At 72.9% G+C, this 17,306-nt stretch carries 17 protein-coding genes; 5 read left to right on the forward strand and 12 right to left on the reverse strand.

The window, feature by feature from the left end; genetic code table 11:
• Window positions 1-9 precede the first annotated feature (9 nt).
• The 4 genes from OG403_RS04400 to OG403_RS04415 form a co-directional block, all read right to left on the reverse strand.
• Window positions 10-789: an ATP-binding cassette domain-containing protein gene (locus tag OG403_RS04400; RefSeq protein ID WP_329561567.1), complete on the reverse strand. Its 780-nt coding sequence runs from the start codon at window positions 787-789 to the stop codon at window positions 10-12.
• 51 nt (window positions 790-840) lie between these two features.
• A complete protein-coding gene (locus OG403_RS04405) occupies window positions 841-1,941 on the reverse strand; it encodes a sugar ABC transporter substrate-binding protein (RefSeq protein ID WP_329561568.1) in 1,101 nt (366 codons plus the stop codon).
• Window positions 1,942-2,124: 183 nt separating this feature from the next.
• Complete coding sequence (locus OG403_RS04410) at window positions 2,125-2,802, reverse strand: transglycosylase SLT domain-containing protein (RefSeq protein ID WP_329561569.1); 678 nt, start codon at window positions 2,800-2,802, stop codon at window positions 2,125-2,127.
• Window positions 2,803-2,857: 55 nt separating this feature from the next.
• The gene (locus tag OG403_RS04415) at window positions 2,858-3,424 is read right to left on the reverse strand and encodes a GNAT family N-acetyltransferase (protein ID WP_329561570.1); all 567 of its coding nucleotides are present in this window, start codon (window positions 3,422-3,424) and stop codon (window positions 2,858-2,860) included.
• Window positions 3,425-3,543: 119 nt separating this feature from the next.
• Here OG403_RS04415 and OG403_RS04420 point away from each other — a divergent pair, with 119 nt between their 5' ends.
• From OG403_RS04420 to OG403_RS04430, 3 genes are all read left to right on the forward strand, one after another.
• Window positions 3,544-3,729 (forward strand): hypothetical protein, encoded by a 186-nt coding sequence (locus OG403_RS04420; RefSeq protein WP_329561571.1) that lies wholly within the window; start codon window positions 3,544-3,546, stop codon window positions 3,727-3,729.
• A gap of 129 nt (window positions 3,730-3,858) precedes the next feature.
• On the forward strand, window positions 3,859-4,413 hold the full coding sequence (locus OG403_RS04425; protein ID WP_329561573.1) for a YceI family protein: 555 nt from the start codon (window positions 3,859-3,861) through the stop codon (window positions 4,411-4,413).
• A 104-nt stretch (window positions 4,414-4,517) separates the two neighbouring features.
• Window positions 4,518-5,075: a DUF3515 domain-containing protein gene (locus OG403_RS04430; RefSeq protein WP_329561575.1), complete on the forward strand. Its 558-nt coding sequence runs from the start codon at window positions 4,518-4,520 to the stop codon at window positions 5,073-5,075.
• Between the two features lie 41 nt (window positions 5,076-5,116).
• On the opposite strand, the gene OG403_RS04435 is transcribed toward OG403_RS04430, so the two are convergent.
• From OG403_RS04435 to OG403_RS04450, 4 genes are all read right to left on the reverse strand, one after another.
• Window positions 5,117-6,154, reverse strand: a complete 1,038-nt coding sequence (locus OG403_RS04435; RefSeq protein ID WP_329561577.1) for a LacI family DNA-binding transcriptional regulator — start codon at window positions 6,152-6,154, stop codon at window positions 5,117-5,119.
• A 149-nt stretch (window positions 6,155-6,303) separates the two neighbouring features.
• Window positions 6,304-6,843 carry a PadR family transcriptional regulator gene (locus OG403_RS04440; protein WP_329561579.1) on the reverse strand — a complete coding sequence of 180 codons (540 nt, stop codon included), beginning with the start codon at window positions 6,841-6,843 and terminating at the stop codon, window positions 6,304-6,306.
• 83 nt (window positions 6,844-6,926) lie between these two features.
• Window positions 6,927-8,948 (reverse strand): NADPH-dependent 2,4-dienoyl-CoA reductase, encoded by a 2,022-nt coding sequence (locus tag OG403_RS04445; RefSeq protein WP_329561581.1) that lies wholly within the window; start codon window positions 8,946-8,948, stop codon window positions 6,927-6,929.
• Between the two features lie 90 nt (window positions 8,949-9,038).
• Window positions 9,039-9,446 carry a winged helix-turn-helix transcriptional regulator gene (locus tag OG403_RS04450; RefSeq protein ID WP_329561583.1) on the reverse strand — a complete coding sequence of 136 codons (408 nt, stop codon included), beginning with the start codon at window positions 9,444-9,446 and terminating at the stop codon, window positions 9,039-9,041.
• Window positions 9,447-9,565: 119 nt separating this feature from the next.
• Here OG403_RS04450 and OG403_RS04455 point away from each other — a divergent pair, with 119 nt between their 5' ends.
• Window positions 9,566-10,156: a flavodoxin family protein gene (locus OG403_RS04455; RefSeq protein WP_329561584.1), complete on the forward strand. Its 591-nt coding sequence runs from the start codon at window positions 9,566-9,568 to the stop codon at window positions 10,154-10,156.
• Window positions 10,157-10,368: 212 nt separating this feature from the next.
• Window positions 10,369-11,658, forward strand: a complete 1,290-nt coding sequence (locus OG403_RS04460) for a hypothetical protein (RefSeq protein ID WP_329561585.1) — start codon at window positions 10,369-10,371, stop codon at window positions 11,656-11,658.
• A 32-nt stretch (window positions 11,659-11,690) separates the two neighbouring features.
• Here OG403_RS04460 and OG403_RS04465 read toward each other — a convergent pair whose 3' ends face one another.
• The 4 genes from OG403_RS04465 to OG403_RS04480 all read right to left on the reverse strand — a co-directional run bounded on the left by OG403_RS04465 (window position 11,691) and on the right by OG403_RS04480 (window position 17,305).
• Complete coding sequence (locus OG403_RS04465; RefSeq protein WP_329561587.1) at window positions 11,691-13,691, reverse strand: serine/threonine-protein kinase; 2,001 nt, start codon at window positions 13,689-13,691, stop codon at window positions 11,691-11,693.
• 161 nt (window positions 13,692-13,852) lie between these two features.
• Entirely contained in the window at window positions 13,853-14,932 is a 1,080-nt protein-coding gene (locus OG403_RS04470; RefSeq protein ID WP_329561588.1) for a Zn-dependent alcohol dehydrogenase, read from the reverse strand.
• Between the two features lie 29 nt (window positions 14,933-14,961).
• Window positions 14,962-16,380: an aldehyde dehydrogenase family protein gene (locus tag OG403_RS04475; protein WP_329561590.1), complete on the reverse strand. Its 1,419-nt coding sequence runs from the start codon at window positions 16,378-16,380 to the stop codon at window positions 14,962-14,964.
• A 157-nt stretch (window positions 16,381-16,537) separates the two neighbouring features.
• The gene (locus tag OG403_RS04480) at window positions 16,538-17,305 is read right to left on the reverse strand and encodes a 3-oxoacyl-ACP reductase (RefSeq protein ID WP_329561591.1); all 768 of its coding nucleotides are present in this window, start codon (window positions 17,303-17,305) and stop codon (window positions 16,538-16,540) included.
• Window position 17,306 lies beyond the last annotated feature (1 nt).

The following is a 17,306-nucleotide window of genomic DNA, read 5'->3' on the forward strand; positions in this document are numbered from 1 at the left end:
GGTCCTCGATCACTGGCTGCCCTCCGTGGCACGGGCCTGGCGGCGGGTCACGGCGTTGTCCGTGGCGCCGGTGATGGCCGAGATGATCTCTTCCTGGGTGGTCGAACGCCGGTCGAAGACCCCGTTGTTGCGGCCGAGCCTGAGCACCGCGATCCGGTCCGCCACGGCCATCACATCGGCCATGTTGTGGCTGATCAGGACCACTCCGAGGCCCTGCCCGCCGAGCCGCTCGACCAGGTCGAGGACCTGCGCGGTCTGCTCGACGCCGAGCGCGGCGGTCGGTTCGTCCAGCACCACCACCTTGGGCGAGCCGATCAGCGAGCGGGCGATCGCCACCACCTGGCGCTGGCCGCCGGAGAGCGAGGCGATCGGGATCCGCACGCTGGGGATCCGGATCGACAGGGTGTCCAGCAGGGCCCGCGAGCGCTGCTCCATCGCGACCTCGTCCAGCACGCCGAACCGCTTGAGCTCGCGGCCCAGGAAGAGGTTGCCGACCACGTCCAGGTTGTCGCAGAGCGCGAGGTCCTGGTACACCGTGGCCACGCCCAACTGCTGGGCGTCCTGCGGCCGGTGGACGGCCACCGGCCGGCCCTCCCACTCGATCACGCCCTCGTCCGGCTGGTTGACCCCGGCGATCGCCTTGACCAGGGTCGACTTCCCCGCGCCGTTGTCGCCCACCAGGGCCAGGATCTCGCCGGCCCGCACCTCCAACTCGATGTCGGTCAGGGCCTGAACGGCCCCGAACCGCTTGGAGACCCCGCGCAGGGCCAGCACCGGTTGACCGGCCATCTCGTCCGCTCCCTCCTGAAGCTCCGTCAGAGTTCCCTGCTGAGTGGGTGGTTACTGGAGTCCGGCCGCCCTGCAGTCGGCGGCGTGGGCGGCATCGCAGATCTGCGCCACGGTGTAGAGGCCGTCGACGACCACGGTGGACCTGATGTTCTCCTTGGTCAGCACGGTCGGGGTGATCAACTGGGCCTTCACGGTGGTACCGCTGCCGCTGGTCGCGGTGGTCGGGGCCACCGAACTCCCCGGCGCGCGGCCCTCGGCGAGGTCGACCGCCATGGTGCCGGCGGTGTCCGCCTCCGGCTTGTAGGGCTTGTAGATCGACATCGTCTGGGTGCCGGCCAGGATCCGCTGCACGGCGTCCAGTTGGGCGTCCTGGCCGGTCAGCGGCACGGCCAGGCCGGCGGCCTGCAGCGCCGTGGCGATACCGGCGGCCATCCCGTCATTGGCCGAGTAGACGCCGAGCACGTTCTGCGCGCCCACCGCGGTGATCGCGGCGGCGGCCTCCTGGTTGGCGTTGTTCGGATCCCAGTTCGGCGTGTCGTACTCCTTGGCGACCTTCAGCCTGCCGTCGATCGCGCTGTGCGCACCGGCCTTGAACTGGCCGGCGTTCGGGTCGGTGGGCGAGCCGTCGACCATGATGATCTCGCCGCCGCCCGCCCTGCCGCCCACCGCCGCCACCAGGGCCTGGCCCTGGAGCCGGCCGACCTCGGTGTTGTCGAAGGAGACGTAGGCGTCCACCGGCCCCTGGGCCAGCCGGTCGTAGGCGACCACCTCGACGCCCGCCTGGTGCGCCTTCTGGACCGAGGACTGGATCGCCTTGGCGTCCACCGCGTCCAGGATCAGCACCTGGTCGCCCTTGGTGAGGGCGGTGTCCACCTGGGTCTGCTGGGTGGTGGCGTCCTGGTCGGCGTTGTAGTAGTCGATCGCCGCGTTCGGGTCCAGCGCCTTGATCCGCGCCTCGATCAGCGGCTTGTCGAACTGCTCGTACCGGGTCGTCTTGGTCTCCGGCAGCAGCAGACCGATCTTGATCGCGGCCGTCGAGCCGGTGGCGACCGCGCGGCTGCCGGCGCTCTTGGCGATGCCGCAGGCGCTCGCACCGGCGGCCAGGCACAGGACGGCGGCGACGACGGCCGCTCGACGCGGAGCGATCTTCATAAGGCTGCCTCCCGTGGACCGGTCACCCCCGACTCTCGAGTCTGCGAAGCCGGGGACGGCCCTCACCAGCCGGACTGCGCCGTACGGGAGGCGGCGTCACCCTCTTGATGGCGGGTCGCGGGCAGGGGCACGGGCACGGGCACGGGCAGGGGCAGGGGCAGGGGCAGGGGCAGGGCTGCCGGTCTACTGGGCGAGCGCGGTGGCCGCCTTGGCCCAGTTGGCGTGCAGCTGGTCCAGGTAGGAGCGGGCCGCCGAGCCGGGTGCGGTGCCGTGGGCGAAGGCGAGCATGTTGCCCGCGCCGGCGTTGTAGCCCAGCGCCAGCAGCTCGTCCTTGGTGAGGGCGGCGGTCGGGTGCGCGGGCAGCTGGGCGGCCAGGTCGTGCAGGAACCAGGCGGCGGCCTCGATCGCGAGGTCCGGGTCGTCGGGCAGCTCCTGCCAGCTGCGGTTGGCGAAGTCGCGGCCGACCTTGGTGTCGTCGAAGGCCGCCTGGTGCATGTTGGCGATGCCGAAGGCGGCGTCCGGCTTCATCTTCTGCCAGGCCCGCTCGAAGGCCGGGTCGTGCGGCTTGTAGGACTCGTTGTAGAGGATCGCCATCAGCAGCTGGGGGTCGATCCCGGCCTGGCCGGCCCGGGTGCGGACCTGGGCGGCGAAGTTGGCCGGGTCGTAGGCGTTCGCGGACGGCGCCGCGGACGGGCTCGCGGACCCGGGCGCGCCGGGGCTCGCCGCGCCGGGTGACGCCGTGGCGGCGCCCGGACGGGCCGCCCCGGCGCTCCCGGGGCCACTGCCGTGGCAGCCGTGCACCACGATCCCGAAGGCCAGCACCGCGACCATCCCGGCCACCGCCCGTCCGTACCTGCGCAACGCCCCCACCCGGCCTTCCGTCTCGATCTGCCACCGCCATCCTGCCTGATCGGCCTCAGTCCTGGAGCGCCCCGGGTGCCCGCCGCATCCGCAGGTTGGGCATCCGCTCCCGCCACAGCTCCCGCTCGCCGGTGAGCCGGAAGCCGTGGCGCCGGTAGAAGCGGATCGCCTGCTCGTTGTAGCCGGCGACCCAGAGCTGGATCGGCTCGGGCTGCGCCCAGGCGAGGAACCCGGTCATCAACTGCCGTCCGAGACCGAGGCCCTGGGCCGCCGTACGGAGGTACATCGGACCGAGCGTGACCCGCTGGTCAGCGGCGGTCTGCTGGTCGGACGCGGACCCGGGTCGCTCGCGCAGGCCGCACAGCACACCGACGATCGCCCCGCCCGACGCCTGCCGCACCACCCGGCAGTGGGCGCGCTGCGGCTCGGCGGCCGCCAGCACGAGGAACTCCCGCCAGCGGGCCACGCCCTCGGGGCTGACCAGGTCACCGCGCTGGGTGCGGATCCAGGACTCGTCGATGCCGGTGGCCGGGTGGGGGTAGGTCTCCAGCCAGGCGGCGAGCTGCATCCGCCCGATGGCGGCGGCGTCCTCGGGGCTCGGAACGTCGATCAGATGGCGCATCCCCGGATCATCGGGCCCGGCCCGGGGGCAGCGCCAGCGGGTTTCCGCCCGGCCCGCGCGGGGGCCGGGCGCGATTGAGCGGCCGGGGGCCGGGTAGGCGGACTGACGAGGTGACGATCATGAGCATCCCCTTCCCGGCCGATCCGGACGCCGCGCCCCCGCACTCGCCGATCCCGCCGGACCCGCTGCCGCCCGTGCCCGGGCCGCCGGCGCCCCGGCCCCCGGTGCCGGGCCCCGACCCCACGGGTCCGCAACCGGGCGAGCCCGAGCCGGACGAACCGGCGGAACCGACCCTGCGCAACTGACCGCGACCGGCGGTCCCGCGCGCCGCGGCCGCCCGGGGACGGCTGGCGCGCCTACGGTGGACGCCGGGGCCGCTGCTCCGGGCGCCCCTCCGTGACTCGGACTGATCTTCGGACTGATCTGGAGAACCCATGAGCAACACCCCCCTCACCGAGCTGACCGGCGAGTACGTGCTGGACCCGGCCCACACCAGGATCGGCTTCATGGCCCGGCACGCGATGGTGACCAAGGTTCGCGGCCACTTCAAGGAGTTCGAGGGCCGCGCGCACCTCGACGGCTCCGACCCGGCCAAGTCCACCGTGACCCTCACCATCAAGACCGCCAGCATCGACACCGGCAACGAGCAGCGCGACGGCCACCTGCGCACCAACGACTTCCTGGACGCGCCGGCCTTCCCCGAGATCGTCTTCGCCTCGACCGGCATCGAGGCACTGGGCGGCGACCGCTACCGGCTCAGCGGCGACCTCCGGATCAAGGAGGTGTCCCGGCCGGTCAGCCTGGACGTCGAGTTCGACGGCAGCGCCCGGGACCCGTACGGCAACCTGCGGGTGGGCTTCGAGGGCTCCACCGCGATCAGCCGCAAGGATTACGGCATCACCTGGAACGCCCCGCTGGAAGGCGGCGGCGTGCTGGTCGGCGACCGGGTGACGCTGGAGTTCGACGTCTCGGCGATCCGGCAGGACTGAGGGACCGATCCGCCAGGGCTGAGGGACCGGTCCGCCGGGGCGCAGGGACCGGGCGCCGCACCCCGGACCGCCGTCGGGGGACAAGCGCCGGTTACCATCTCCCGGTGTCCCGTACCCAGCGCGCCCGGCGCGCCCTGCAGGCCCTGCCGGCGCCGGTCCGCTGGCTCGCGGCACCGCTGGTGCTGCTCGCCTGCACGGGCGCGGTCCTGATGACCGACGGCAGCTACCAGCCGCCGGTCACGGCGCCCGAGCCCCCCGCGCAGGTCGCCGGCTTCTGCGCCGCGCTGATCAAGGCACTGCCGTCGACCATGCTGGGCCACCCGCGGGCGGACCCGGCGAACTCCCCGTACGTCGCCGTCTGGCGGAGCTCACCCCGCACCGTACTGCGGTGCGGGGTGGCCCGGCCCAAGTCGCTGGACAGTCTGGCGAACCAGATGTCGATCGGGCCGAACGTCGACAACCTCCAGTGGTACCTGGAGAAGGACGGCCACGGCGGCTACCGCTTCACCACCACGCTGCGCGCCGCCTACGTCGAGGTGGCGGCGCCGGCCGGGGCCACCGTCAACGCGACCGACGCGCTCGCCGTGGTCTCGCCGACCGTGCTGGCCAAGGTTCCCGACCTGAGCGGGCAGTTCGTCCCGGACCAGGACACCGAGCAGTAGCGGTCCCGGGCCGCTGCGCCCGGTAGCGGTCCCGGGCCCGCTCAGCCGGAGTCGCGCACCACCAGCTCGGTGGGGAGCACCAGTTGGCGCCGGGGGCGGTGCGGGTCGGCGATCTCGTCCAGCAGCAGACGGACCATGGTGCGGCCGAGCTCCGCTATCGGCTGGCGCACGCTGGTCAGCGGCGGATCGGTGTGCCGGGCCACGATCGAGTCGTCGAAGCCGATCAGCGCGACGTCCTCGGGCACCCGGCGGCCGGCCGCGCGCAGCACCTGCAGCGCGCCGGCGGCCAGCACGTCGGAGGCGCAGAAGACCGCGTCCAGGTCGGGGGCGCGGTCCAGCAGTTCGCGCATCGCCGCCCGGCCGCCCTGCTCGGTGAAGTCGGCCAGGCCCACCAGCTCCGCCGCCTGCGGTTCCCCGGCCTCGGCCAGCGCGGCGCGGTAGCCGGCCAGCCGGGCCTCGGCGACCTCCATGTCCAGCGGCCCGGTGATGGTGGCGATCCGCTGCCGGCCGGCCGCCAGCAGGTGGCGCACGGCGGCGCGGGCGCCACCCAGGTTGTCGGCGGCGACATAGCTCAGCGACTCGTGGTCGGCGCGCCGCCCGGCCAGGACGACGGGGATCCGCAACTCCTCCAGGGTGCTGGGCAGCGGGTCCTCGCGGTGCACGGCGACCAGCAGCACGCCATCCACCCGCTGGGCCCGCAGGTAGGCCGCGAGCCGGTCGCGCTCACGCTGGTCGCGGACCAGGATGAGCAGCAACTGCAGCTCCGAGTCGGACAGTTCGGCGCAGACCCCGCTGATGATGTCGGCGAAGTACGGCTCCGAGAAGAGCCTGGTCTCGGCCTCGGGCACCACCAGGGCGATCGCGTCCGTGCGCGAGGTGACCAGGGTGCGGGCGGCCCGGTTGGGGACATAGCCGAGTTCGGCGACCGCCTGCTCTACGACGGCCCTGGTGCGGTCGCTGACCCGGGGCGAGCCGTTGATCACCCGGGACACGGTGCCCCGGCCGACACCGGCCAGCACGGCCACCTCCTCCAGGGTGGGCCGGCCGCTGCCGGGGCGGCGTGGTGCGGTGGAGCTCATCGATCACCTCGGGCGACGATCACGGGGCGGGGTCGGGCGGGGGCCATTGTGGCAGGCCAACCTGGGTGTTGGTTGTGAGCCACCGCCCCTGGGAGCGCGCCCACTTGACCGGCCGGTCAGCCCGCCCCGCCGCTGGGCCGCCGGGGCCGTCAGGGCCGCGCGCCGTCCGGCAGGTCGGCCAGCGCCTCGGTGAGCCACTGGATCCAGAAGGTCTCCAGCCCGATGCCGGCCAGCAGCACCAGATGCTGCAACCGGTTCTGCTCCCCCGCCCGCTCGGCCGGGAAGTCCTTCCGCTCGATCGCCTGATAGTCCGTCAGTTGCTGCTCGTGCAACGTGAGATGACGCTCCAGCTCGGCCCGCAACCCGGGCGCGCCGACCACGGCGGCCGCCCGCAGCCGCAGCAGCAGCGGCTCGCGGACGGCCTTCGGGTCCTGGCTCTCGGCCACCCAGTCGACCAGCGCCGCCCGGCCGGCCGCCAGCACCTCGTACTCCTTGCGCTGCCCCCGGCTGGGCGGCTGCGGGACGGCCCGGATCAGCCCCGCCTGCTCCAACTTGCCGAGCTCGCGGTAGATCTGCTGGTGCGTGGCGGACCAGAAGAAGCCGATCGACTTGTCGAAGCGGCGCGTCAACTCCAGCCCGGAGGAAGGCTTCTCCAGCAGGGCGGTGAGGATGGCGTGCGGCAGCGACATGGCGGGATCCGGTCTCCTGGAGTGCGCGGGGTGCTGCTCGGAATCCTAGGCGAGCAGCACCCGCCCACCGGTGAATTATCAGCTCAGAGCGCGGCCGCCAGCCGGGTGCCCTGGTCGATGGCGCGCTTGGCGTCCAGCTCGGCCGCCACGTCCGCGCCGCCGATCAGGTGCGGCTCGATGCCCCGCTCGCGCAGGCCCTCGACCAGGTCGCGGCGCGGCTCCTGGCCCGCGCAGAGCACCACGGTGTCCACCGGGAGCAGCTGCGGCTCGCCGTCCACCGTCAGGTGCAGGCCCGCGTCGTCGATCCGCTGGTAGCCGACGCCCGCCACCATGGCGACGCCGCGGTGCTTCAGCTCGGTGCGGTGGATCCAGCCGGTGGTCTTGCCCAGCCCGGCGCCGACCTTGGTGGTCTTGCGCTGCAACAGGTGCACCGCGCGCTTGGTCTCGGGACGCTCCGGCTTGCGCAGGCCGCCCGCGCCGGAGTGCTCGGTGTCCACGCCCCACTGCGCGAAGAAGGCGGCCGGGTCCTGGCTGGCCGAAGTGCCCGGGTCGGTCAGGTACTCGGCGACGTCGAAGCCGATGCCGCCCGCGCCCACGATCGCCACCCGCTCGCCCACCGGTGCCTGGTCGCGCAGCACGTCCAGGTAGCTGAGCACGCTCGGGTGGTCGCTGCCCTCGATGCCGGGGTCGCGCGGGGTGACGCCGGTGGCCAGCACCACCTCGTCGAAGCCCTCCGCCGCCAGGCTCTCGGCGGTGACCCAGGCGCCCAGCCGCAGCTCGACCTGGTGCTTCGCCAGCTGGTGGCGGTAGTACCGCAGGGTCTCGTTGAACTCCTCCTTGCCCGGGACCCGGCGGGCGATGTTCAGCTGCCCGCCGACCTCCTCGGCGGCGTCGAAGAGCGTGACGGCGTGGCCGCGCTCGGCCGCCGTGACGGCGAAGGCGAGCCCGGCGGGGCCGGCCCCGACCACGCCCAGGCGCTTGCGCAGCTGGGTCGGGCCGAGCACCAGCTCGGTCTCGTGGCAGGCGCGCGGGTTCACCAGGCAGGAGGTGATCTTCATGCTGAAGGTGTGGTCCAGGCAGGCCTGGTTGCAGCCGATGCAGGTGTTGACGGCCTCGGGGGTGCCGGCCGCGGCCTTGGCCACGAAGTCGGGATCGGCCAGCAGCGGACGGGCCATCGAGACCAGGTCCGCACAGCCGTCGGCGAGCAACTGCTCGGCCAGCTCAGGGGTGTTGATCCGGTTGGTGGTGACCAGCGGGATCGCGACCGAGCCCATCACCTTCTTGGTGACCCAGGCGAAGGCGCCGCGCGGCACCGAGGTGGCGATGGTGGGGATGCGCGCCTCGTGCCAGCCGATACCGGTGTTGATGATGGTGGCGCCGGCCGCTTCCACGGCCTGCGCCAGCTCGATCACCTCGGCCAGGGTGGAGCCGCCGGGGATCAGGTCGAGCATCGAGAGGCGGTAGATCAGGATGAAGTCCGTGCCGACCCGCTCGCGCACCCGGCGGACGATCTCCACCGGGAACCGCATCCGGTTCTGGTAGCTGCCGCCCCAGGCATCGGTGCGCTGGTTGGTGGGCGCGGCGATGAACTCGTTGATCAGGTAGCCCTCGGAGCCCATGATCTCGACGCCGTCGTAGCCGGCCTGCTGGGCGAGTTCGGCGGCGCGGGCGAAGTCCTCGATGGTCTGCTCGATCTGCTCCTCGGTGAGGGCATGCGGCACGTACGGGCTGATCGGCGCCTGGATCGCGCTCGGCGCCACCAGGTCCTCGTGGTAGGCGTAGCGGCCGAAGTGCAGGATCTGCATGGCGATCCGGCCGCCGGCCGCGTGCACGGCCTCGGTGATGGCCCGGTGCTCGGCCGCCTCCTCCGACGTGGTGAGCTTGGCGCCGCCGCTCCACGGCCGCCCGGCCTCGTTCGGCGCGATACCGCCGGTGACGATCAGGCCGACCCCGCCGCGGGCCCGGGTGGCGTAGAACTCGGCCATCCGCTCGAAGCCGTTCGGCGCCTCCTCCAGGCCCACGTGCATCGAGCCCATCAGCACCCGGTTGGGCAGCGTGGTGAAGCCCAGGTCCAGCGGGCGCAGCAGGTGGGGGTAGGCGGTCATCCGGACTCTCCTCGCGCGAGTGTTGTTACCCAACGGTAGGCGCGGAGCCGGGCTCTATGCAACTAGTTTCAAAACACGATCGGACAGCGCTCAGTCGTGCGCTTCGTCGTAGCGCTGCTGCGCCTGCCGGACCTGCGGCATCCGCTGCTCGACCAACCCGATCAGCAGCCGCAGCTGCTCGGCGACCTCGCGCCCCAGGCCGGTGAGGCAGTAGTCGACCCGCGGCGGGTTGGTCTGCTGCGCCTCGCGGTGCACCAGGCCGTCCCGCTCCAGCGCCTGAAGGGTCTGCGACAGCATCTTCTCGCTCACCCCGTCGACCCGGCGGCGCAGCTCGTTGAAGCGGAAGCTGCCGTCGAGCAGCGCGGCGAGCGTCAGGCTGCCCCAGGCGTGGGTGACGTCCTTCAGCACGTGCCGGGACGGGCAGGCGCGCCCGAACACGTCGTAGGGCAACTCGTCGGCGCCCTGGCAGACGGTGGCTTCGGTGCTGTCAGTCGTCATGCCAAGCAGTGTACGCGCGTAGGGCGCCATCCACTGGGTTGCGCTTTCAAAAAGATAGTGCTTTCCTTTCATCAGCACTTACCGAACGACACCGCATCACACCTTTCAGGAGCACCGCTGTGACCAGCCCCGTCATCTCCATCGCCGTCCACTCCGGCTTCGGCCACACCGCCGTCATCGCCGAGGCCGTCCAGGCCGGCGCGCTGGAGGCCGGTGCCACCGTCCACCTGATCAAGGTCGACGAGATCACCGAGGCCCAGTGGGAGCTGCTGGACGCCTCGGACGCGATCGTCTTCGGCTCGCCCACCTACATGGGCGGCGCCTCCGCCGCCTTCCACACCTTCGCCGAGGCCAGCGCCAAGCGCTGGTTCGCCGCCGCCTGGAAGGACAAGCTGGCGGCCGGCTTCACCAACTCCGGCTCCAAGAGCGGCGACAAGCTCGGCACCCTGCAGTTCCTCAGCATCTTCGCCGCCCAGCACGGCATGACCTGGGTCAGCCTGGGCCTGCACCCGGGCTGGAACGTCAGCACCGGCTCGGAGAACGACCTGAACCGGCTCGGCTTCTTCCTGGGCGCCGGCGCGCAGTCCAACAACGACCAGGGCACCGAGGGCGTGCACAAGGCGGACATCGCCACCGCCGAGCACCTGGGCCGCCGGGTGGCCGAGCAGACCAAGGTCTTCCTGGCCGGCAAGGCGGCGTCGGCCGTCTGAGCCGAGCAACCCGGACGCGGCGATGGCCGCCCCCCGCAGCGGGGGGCGGCCATCGCCGCGTTCTGAACGGGTGATTCCCAGGCGCTGTCCGTGCAGCTTTGGCAACTCTGTGTTACCAGAACGGCTAGCGTGAGCGCCCTGCCGCTCTGACCGGCGGACGCCGCGCGCGACTCCGGCACAGGAGCGGGCTGCCATCGCCGAAAGGGCAACTCGTGCACATCGTCTCCAGCCGGACACGCGTCGGCAAAACATTCCTGGCGGCCTGCGGGATCTCCGCGCTGCTCGCCTCCGCGGCGGCGGCCGGCCCCAACGCCGCTGCCACGCAGCGCTCTTCCGACGGCGGCGGGCCCGGCCGGGTGATCACCCTGACCACCGCCAAGGTCGGCGCACCCGGCAACCCCTCAGTCGCCGTGCTGCCGTTCGAGGACGCCGTCTACCCGACCTGTGCCGACGCCCCGCCGAGCCCGAAGCAGTGCGCGACCCTCGGCTCCGTCGCCTACCCGTACCAGATCGGGCAGCTCGAGATCACCGTCGAGCAGTACGTGGACTTCCTGAACACGGTCGACCCCGAGGGCCTCAACCAGCACGCGCTCTGGAACCCGATCGAGAGCTCGGCGGCCTGGCCCAAGTACGGCCAGATCGACCTCGCCCCCGGCGCGGGCCGCGGCGCCCACTACACGGTGGCCTTCCCGGAGTGGGCCGACAAGCCCTACGCGTTCGCCGACTTCCTCAAGGAGGCGCGCTTCGTCAACTCGCTCTCCAACGGCCGGCTGATCTCCCGCACCGACAGCACCAGCGGCAGCTTCGGCTACACCTCGTACCGGATCGAGCTGTCACCGCGGACCGAGCAGGGGATGTACGACCTCGACCAGCACGCCCCAACCCGCACCCGGGACAACGGCTTCGTCGTGCCCAGCCAGGACGAGTGGGTCAAAGCCGCCTACTACGACCCGACCGGCGGCGGCACCCTCTCCTACTGGAAGTACCCCACCAACCCCGGCGTCTTCGGCGACGGTGACGCCACCGCGCCCAACGCCACCGTCCTCAACCCCACCACCGGCGACGTCACCAACCAGGGCCAGCAGCCGCTGGCCAACTACACCCCCGCCAACGGGAGCGCACCCACCTGGTGCCCCGGCCAGATCCCCACCGACGTCTGCAACACCGCCAACCCGCTGGGACTGGACCCCACCGAGTACGCCAAGCGCTACCAGGGCGTCGTCGCCACCGTCGGCCAGACCAGGACCCCCTCCCCGTGGGGCACCTTCGACCAGGGCGGCAACACCGTCGAGTGGACCGACACCATCACCCCCGGCCCCACCGGAGGCGACAGCGCGCTCGTCTGGCGACGCCTGCACGGCGGCGTCTCCAACTCCCCGGCCTACCAGATGTGGCTCTCCGCCACCGGCCTGACCCCCCAGGGCAACACCTTCTTCAACGGCTACCCCTGGTTCGGCATGCGGATCGGCATCATCGGCGATCTCAACCCCTGCGCGCACTGACCTACCACCGCGGGCGGCCGGCGGCCGCGGTGTCAGGGGACCTGCCACTCCTGGGACGAGTTGCCCGGGGTGCAGGTGCCCATGGTGAGCTGCCTGCCCGCGCCGTTGTCGGTCAGGCAGTTCTGCCCCAGGTAGTCCTTGACGTAGACGCCGGACGGCGCCGACACCACCGTCCAGGCGGACGGACCCGCGTAGCCCGAGACGAGTTGAATGCCGGTGCCGCCGTAGTAGACCACCCCGAGCGGGCTGTCGTTCGCGTTGCAGGCGGTGAAGGTGGCCCAGGTCTGAACGGCCCCGCGCAGCCAGCCGTAGCTGGTGTTCCCGCCCATGATCACCGCACCGCTCCCCGACGGATTGCCGTCGGCCAGGCCGGCCTTGAGCCCGTCGCCGACGTTGACGATGGCACCCCAGCCGCTGCCGCCGCAGCCGGCGGGCGGGCCGGCCGCCGGGGGCGCGGGGTTGGGCGGCTGGGTGGTGGGCTGGCTGACCGGCGCGGAGCCGCCGCCCGAGGAGCCACCGGATCCCGTGCCGCCGCCACCTCCCGGGTTGCTGCCGTTGCTGCCACCGGCACCGCCGCCGCTGCCGGTGCCGGTGGCAGCCGTGCCACCGCCGCCACCACCCGCTGCTGTGCCACCGCCGGTGCGGGCTCCGCTGCCGCCACCCGGCGCGGGCGCGGCACCGCCACCACCCTGCGGCTGGGCCGCGCCCTGTCCCCCACCGCCGGCCGGCGCAGACACGCCCGGCGCCGATGAGCCCGAGGGGGTCGCGCTGCTCGGCGCAGCCGGAGCTGACGCCGACGCCGACACGGCGGTCGAAGGCGAGGGTGAGGCCGGTCCCGACGCACTCGGCGACCCGGAGCCCGGTGCCGAGGCGCCGGCCAGCGGGCGGCCGGCCACCACCGAGGTGACCGGGTGCGGGTCGCGGGCGGCCGCGTCGGAGCTGAACGGGGTCTGGTCGATCAGCACCGCCGAGCCGACCACCACGGTCACGCCGCACGGGATCAGCAGCGGCAGCACGAAGCGGCGCCGGATCCACGGCCGGCGCGGCGCGACGTCCGGCTGGGTCTTCGCCAGGTCCGGGTCCGCCCCGACGGTCGGCGTGGCGACGGTCTTCGCCGCCGGTGCGACCTCGAGCTCCGCTGCGGGCGGGGTCTTGGCCTTCACCAGCGGGATCGTCCGGGAGGCGATCACCGCCGCGACCGGCACCCCCTGCGCCGCTCCCCGGGCCGCCGCCGCCATCTCGGCGGCGTTGGCGAACCGCTCCTCGGTCGGCTTGGCGAGCGCCGTCGCGACCAGGTCCCGCACCGGCTGCGCGAAGCTCCCGGGCAACTCGGGCGCGGGCTCCCGGACATGCTTGAGCACGATCTCCAGCGCCGTCTCACCCGTGAACGGCGGCTCACCGACGAGCATCTCGTAGCAGAGCACGCCCATCGAGTAGAGGTCGGAGGCCGGGTTCGAAGCCGCCCCCTCGGCCCGCTCGGGCGCCACGTACAGGGCCGTGCCCAGCACCGCGTGGGAGGAGGTGATCCGGGTCCCGGCCATCGCGCTGGCGATCCCGAAGTCGGTCACCGCCACCCGGTCGTCCTCCCGGAGCATCAGGTTGGACGGCTTGATGTCCCGGTGCACGATGCCCCGTTGATGCGCCGCGTGCAGCGCGTCCAGCGCCTGCGCGACGATCTCCAGCGCGCGCTCGGCCGGCAGCGGTCCGCTCTCCGTGAGCACCACGTCCAGCGGCCGGCCCGTGATCAGCTCCATCACGATGTAGGCGACCCGGTCCTCGGCCTCCTCGCCGCTCTCGCCGTAGTCGTGCACCTCGACGATGCCCGGGTGGTTGATCGAGGCCAGCAGCCGCGCTTCCCGCCGGAACCGCTCCATGAACGTCGCGTCGTCCAGCAGCCCGGGCAGCAGGATCTTCACCGCCACCTGGCGGCCGAGCACACTGTCCTCGGCCCGCCAGACCTCCCCCATCGCCCCGCCGCCGAGCCGCTCGGTGAGCGTGTAGCGACCACCGAGCTCGGTCCCCCGACCCCACATGCCCCGTCCCCCTGTCAGGCCCGGCATGACAGTTCGTCAGCCGACAGCGACAGTGTGCCAGAGCCCTCGCGATGGTCCAAGATGGACGGTGCAAGCCGGGTCAGTTCGAGTCGGGTCAGTCCGAGTCGGGTCAGTCCGAGTCAGGTTGGTTCGGGTAGGCGTCAGAACACCACCAGCGAGCGCCCGCCCTGCCCCGCGCGCATCCGCTCGAACGCGGCGGGGATCTCGTCCAGCGTGATCCGGTCGGTGATCAGCGCCTCCAGGTCGAGCCGCCCCGCGCGCACGTGCTCGGCGAGCAGCGGGACGTCCTGGGCCGGGTCGCTGTTGCCGTACACGCAGGCACTCAGCGTGCGGGCGAAGTGGAACAGCTCCAGCGAGGAGAAGGAGACCAGGTCGTCCTTGCCGCCGATGCCCACCACCGTGGTCCGCCCGCCCCGGCGGGTGGTGGACCAGGCGGCCCGGATCGTGCTGCCCCGGCCGACGCACTCGAAGGCCTGGTCGGCACCGTGGCCATCAGTCAACTTCCGTACCGTGCGGGCCAGCTGGTCGTCCGCCAGGAGGAACTCGGTGGCTCCGTGACGGCGCGCCAGCTCCTCCTTCTGCGGGCTGACGTCGACCGCGATGATCGGGCCGGCGCCGGCGATCCGGGCCGCCTGCAGCACCGCCAGGCCCACCCCGCCCAGGCCGAGCACCACCACCGACTCACCGGCCCGGACCCGGGCGGCGTTGTGCACCGCCCCGTAGCCGGTCAGCACCGCGCAGCCGAGCAGCGCGGCCGAGGTGAGCGGCACGCCGTCGGGCACCGGCAGCAGGGCGCGTTCGCTGACCACCGTCTCCTCGGCGAAGGCCGCCACGCCGAGCCCGGGGTAGACGGCGGTGCCGTCCGCGAGCGCGCCGTAGGTCTCGCCGTAGGCTTCGCCCGCGCGCTCGCACAGCCACGGCTCGCCGAGTCCGCAGAGGTGGCAGCCGCCGCAGGCGGGGGCCCAGTTGAGCACCACCGGGTCGCCGACCCGCACGGTGCTGACGCCCGCACCGACGGCGGCCACCGTGCCCGCGCCCTCGTGGCCGAGGACCACGGGGGTGGGGGCCCGCAGCACGCCGGTGGCGAGCGACAGGTCGGAGTGGCAGACGCCGGCGGCGGCCAGCTTGACCCGGACCTGGCCGGGGCCGGGCTCGGGCAACTCGATCTCGGTCAGCTCCAGCGGAGCGCCAACGGCGGTGAGCAGGGCGGCGCGAACCATGGTGTTCCTCTCGGTAGGTGGTGAAGGGGTCAGAGCTGGAGCGACTTGGTCTGCAGGAACTCCTCCAGGCCGTGCCGTCCCAACTCCCGCCCGACCCCGGAGGACTTGTACCCGCCGAACGGCGCCAGCGGGTTGAACTGGCCGCCGTTGATGTGCACCTGGCCGGTGTCCATCCGCCGGGCGAAGGCGATCGCGCTCTCCTGGTCCGCCGCCCAGACCCCGCCCGCCAGGCCGTACTCGGTCCCGTTGGCGATCTCCAGGGCGTGCTCCTCGTCCCGGTAGGCGAGGATCGACAGCACCGGGCCGAAGATCTCCTCCCGCGCGACCGCCATGTCGGGCGTGACGTCGGCGAGCACGGTGGGCTGGACGTAGTAGCCGGTAGGCAGTTCGGCCGGGGCCTCGGCGCCGCCGACCACCAGCCGGGCGCCCTGGGCCAGACCGCTCTCGATGTAACCGCGCACCCGGTCACGCTGCTTGGCGCTGACCACCGGGCCCATCCGGGTCTGCGGGGCGGCCGGGTCACCGGGCCGGTACTTGGCGGCGGCCTTCGCGGCCAGCGCGACGGCCTCCTCGTACTGGTCCTGGTGGACCAGCAGCCGGGTCCAGGCGGTGCAGGTCTGGCCGGAGTTGGCGAAGACGTTGGCGGCGTTCACGTTGACCGCCCGGGCCAGGTCGGCGCCGGGCAGCACCACGTTGGCCGACTTGCCGCCCAGCTCCAGGGCCACCTTCTTGACGCCGCGCCCGGCCACCTCGCCGATCGCGCGGCCCACGGCCGTGGAACCGGTGAAGGAGACCAGGTCCACCTCGGGGTGGGCGACCAGCGCCGCGCCGACCACCGTGCCCAGGCCGGTGACCAGGTTGAAGACCCCGGCCGGGAAGCCGGCCGCGTCCACCAGCTCGGCGAACAGTCGGGCCACCAGCGGGGTGTCCTCGGCGGGCTTGAGGACCACGGTGCAGCCGGCCGCGAGCGCCGGGACCACCTTGGCGACGATCTGGTGCAGCGGATAGTTCCAAGGGGTGATCGCGGCGACCACGCCGGCCGGCTCGGCCAGGACGGTGGAGTTGCCCACCTGCTCCTGGAACTCGTAGCCGGCCAGCAGCTCCAGGTAGCCGGAGGCGACCGTGAGCGGCAGCCCCGCCTGCACGTTGGCGGCGAAGCCGATCGGGCTGCCCTGCTCGGCACTGACCGTCTCGGCGATCTCCTGCTGCCGGGCGGCCAGGCCGTCGCGCAGCCGGGTGAGCGGTACCAGGCGCTGCTCGCGGGTGGTGGCGCCCCAGGACCGGGCGGCGGCGCGGGCGGCGGCCACGGCGGCGTCGATGTCGGCGGGCGTGCCGGCCGGGACGGTGGCGATCACCTGCTCGGTGGCGGGGTTGACCACCGGCAGCGGCTCACCGCCGAGGCTGGGCCGCCAGGCGCCGCCGATGTACTGGTCCGCATGCTGCTGCACGGGTGGTCCTCTCCTCGCCGCCAGGACGTTTAACTACCGTTGCTAGTTAACGCCGTGTGCCCTGCACCCCGCAAGCATGCCGCAGCGCCGCACCGCACCCCCCGGGCGGGTGCGGCGCGGCGCTGCGAGGTCCGATTCCTACTGCGGGGTCCGGTCCTTACTGCGGGGTCACGTACGCACCTGAGATGCCGCCGTCCACCAGGAAGGTGTTCGCCGTCATGAACGAGGAGTCGTCGCTGGCCAGGAAGGCCACGGCGGCCGCGATCTCGCTCGGCTCGGCGAACCGGCCCAGCGGGATGTGCACCAGGCGGCGGGCGGCGCGCTCCGGGTCCTTGGCGAAGAGCTCCTGGAGCAGCGGGGTGTTGACCGGCCCGGGGCAGAGCGCGTTCACCCGGATCCCCTCGCGGGCGAACTGCACACCCAGCTCGCGGGACATCGACAGCACCCCGCCCTTGGAGGCGCTGTAGGAGATCTGCGAGGTGGCCGCGCCCATCACCGCGACGAACGAGGCGGTGTTGATGATCGAGCCCTTGCCCAGGCGCTGCATGTGCGGGATCGCGTACTTGCAGCAGAGGTAGACGCTGGTCAGGTTGACCTCCTGGACCCGCTTCCAGGCCTCCAGGCCGGTGGTGAGGATCGAGTCGTCCTCGGGCGGCGAGATGCCGGCGTTGTTGAAGGCGATGTCCAGGCGGCCGTACTCGGCCACCGCTGCCTCGTACATCGCCTTGACCGCTTCCTCGTCGGTCACGTCGGCGCGCACGAAGAGCCCGCCGACCTCCTCGGCGGCCGCCTTGCCGCTCTTCTCGTCCAGGTCGACGCAGACGACCTTGGCTCCCTCGCTCGCCAGGCGGCGGGCGCTGGCCAGGCCGATTCCACTGCCCGCACCGGTGATCACGGCCACCCGGCCGTCGAGACGATTGGTCATC

This window comes from Kitasatospora sp. NBC_01266, from assembly GCF_036242395.1.
Classification (GTDB): domain Bacteria; phylum Actinomycetota; class Actinomycetes; order Streptomycetales; family Streptomycetaceae; genus Kitasatospora.

What these genes read in the sequence shown, in the direction of transcription:
- OG403_RS04420 (WP_329561571.1), top strand. Translation starts at nt 3,544, where the DNA reads ATGAGCATCCCCTTCCCGGCCGATCCGGACGCCGCGCCCCCGCACTCG.
- OG403_RS04435 (WP_329561577.1), bottom strand. Translation starts at nt 6,154, where the DNA reads ATGAGCTCCACCGCACCACGCCGCCCCGGCAGCGGCCGGCCCACCCTG.
- OG403_RS04480 (WP_329561591.1), bottom strand. Translation starts at nt 17,305, where the DNA reads ATGACCAATCGTCTCGACGGCCGGGTGGCCGTGATCACCGGTGCGGGC.
- OG403_RS04405 (WP_329561568.1), bottom strand. Translation starts at nt 1,941, where the DNA reads ATGAAGATCGCTCCGCGTCGAGCGGCCGTCGTCGCCGCCGTCCTGTGC.
- OG403_RS04445 (WP_329561581.1), bottom strand. Translation starts at nt 8,948, where the DNA reads ATGACCGCCTACCCCCACCTGCTGCGCCCGCTGGACCTGGGCTTCACC.
- OG403_RS04465 (WP_329561587.1), bottom strand. Translation starts at nt 13,691, where the DNA reads ATGTGGGGTCGGGGGACCGAGCTCGGTGGTCGCTACACGCTCACCGAG.
- OG403_RS04450 (WP_329561583.1), bottom strand. Translation starts at nt 9,446, where the DNA reads ATGACGACTGACAGCACCGAAGCCACCGTCTGCCAGGGCGCCGACGAG.
- OG403_RS04425 (WP_329561573.1), top strand. Translation starts at nt 3,859, where the DNA reads ATGAGCAACACCCCCCTCACCGAGCTGACCGGCGAGTACGTGCTGGAC.
- OG403_RS04470 (WP_329561588.1), bottom strand. Translation starts at nt 14,932, where the DNA reads ATGGTTCGCGCCGCCCTGCTCACCGCCGTTGGCGCTCCGCTGGAGCTG.
- OG403_RS04415 (WP_329561570.1), bottom strand. Translation starts at nt 3,424, where the DNA reads ATGCGCCATCTGATCGACGTTCCGAGCCCCGAGGACGCCGCCGCCATC.
- OG403_RS04400 (WP_329561567.1), bottom strand. Translation starts at nt 789, where the DNA reads ATGGCCGGTCAACCGGTGCTGGCCCTGCGCGGGGTCTCCAAGCGGTTC.
- OG403_RS04440 (WP_329561579.1), bottom strand. Translation starts at nt 6,843, where the DNA reads ATGTCGCTGCCGCACGCCATCCTCACCGCCCTGCTGGAGAAGCCTTCC.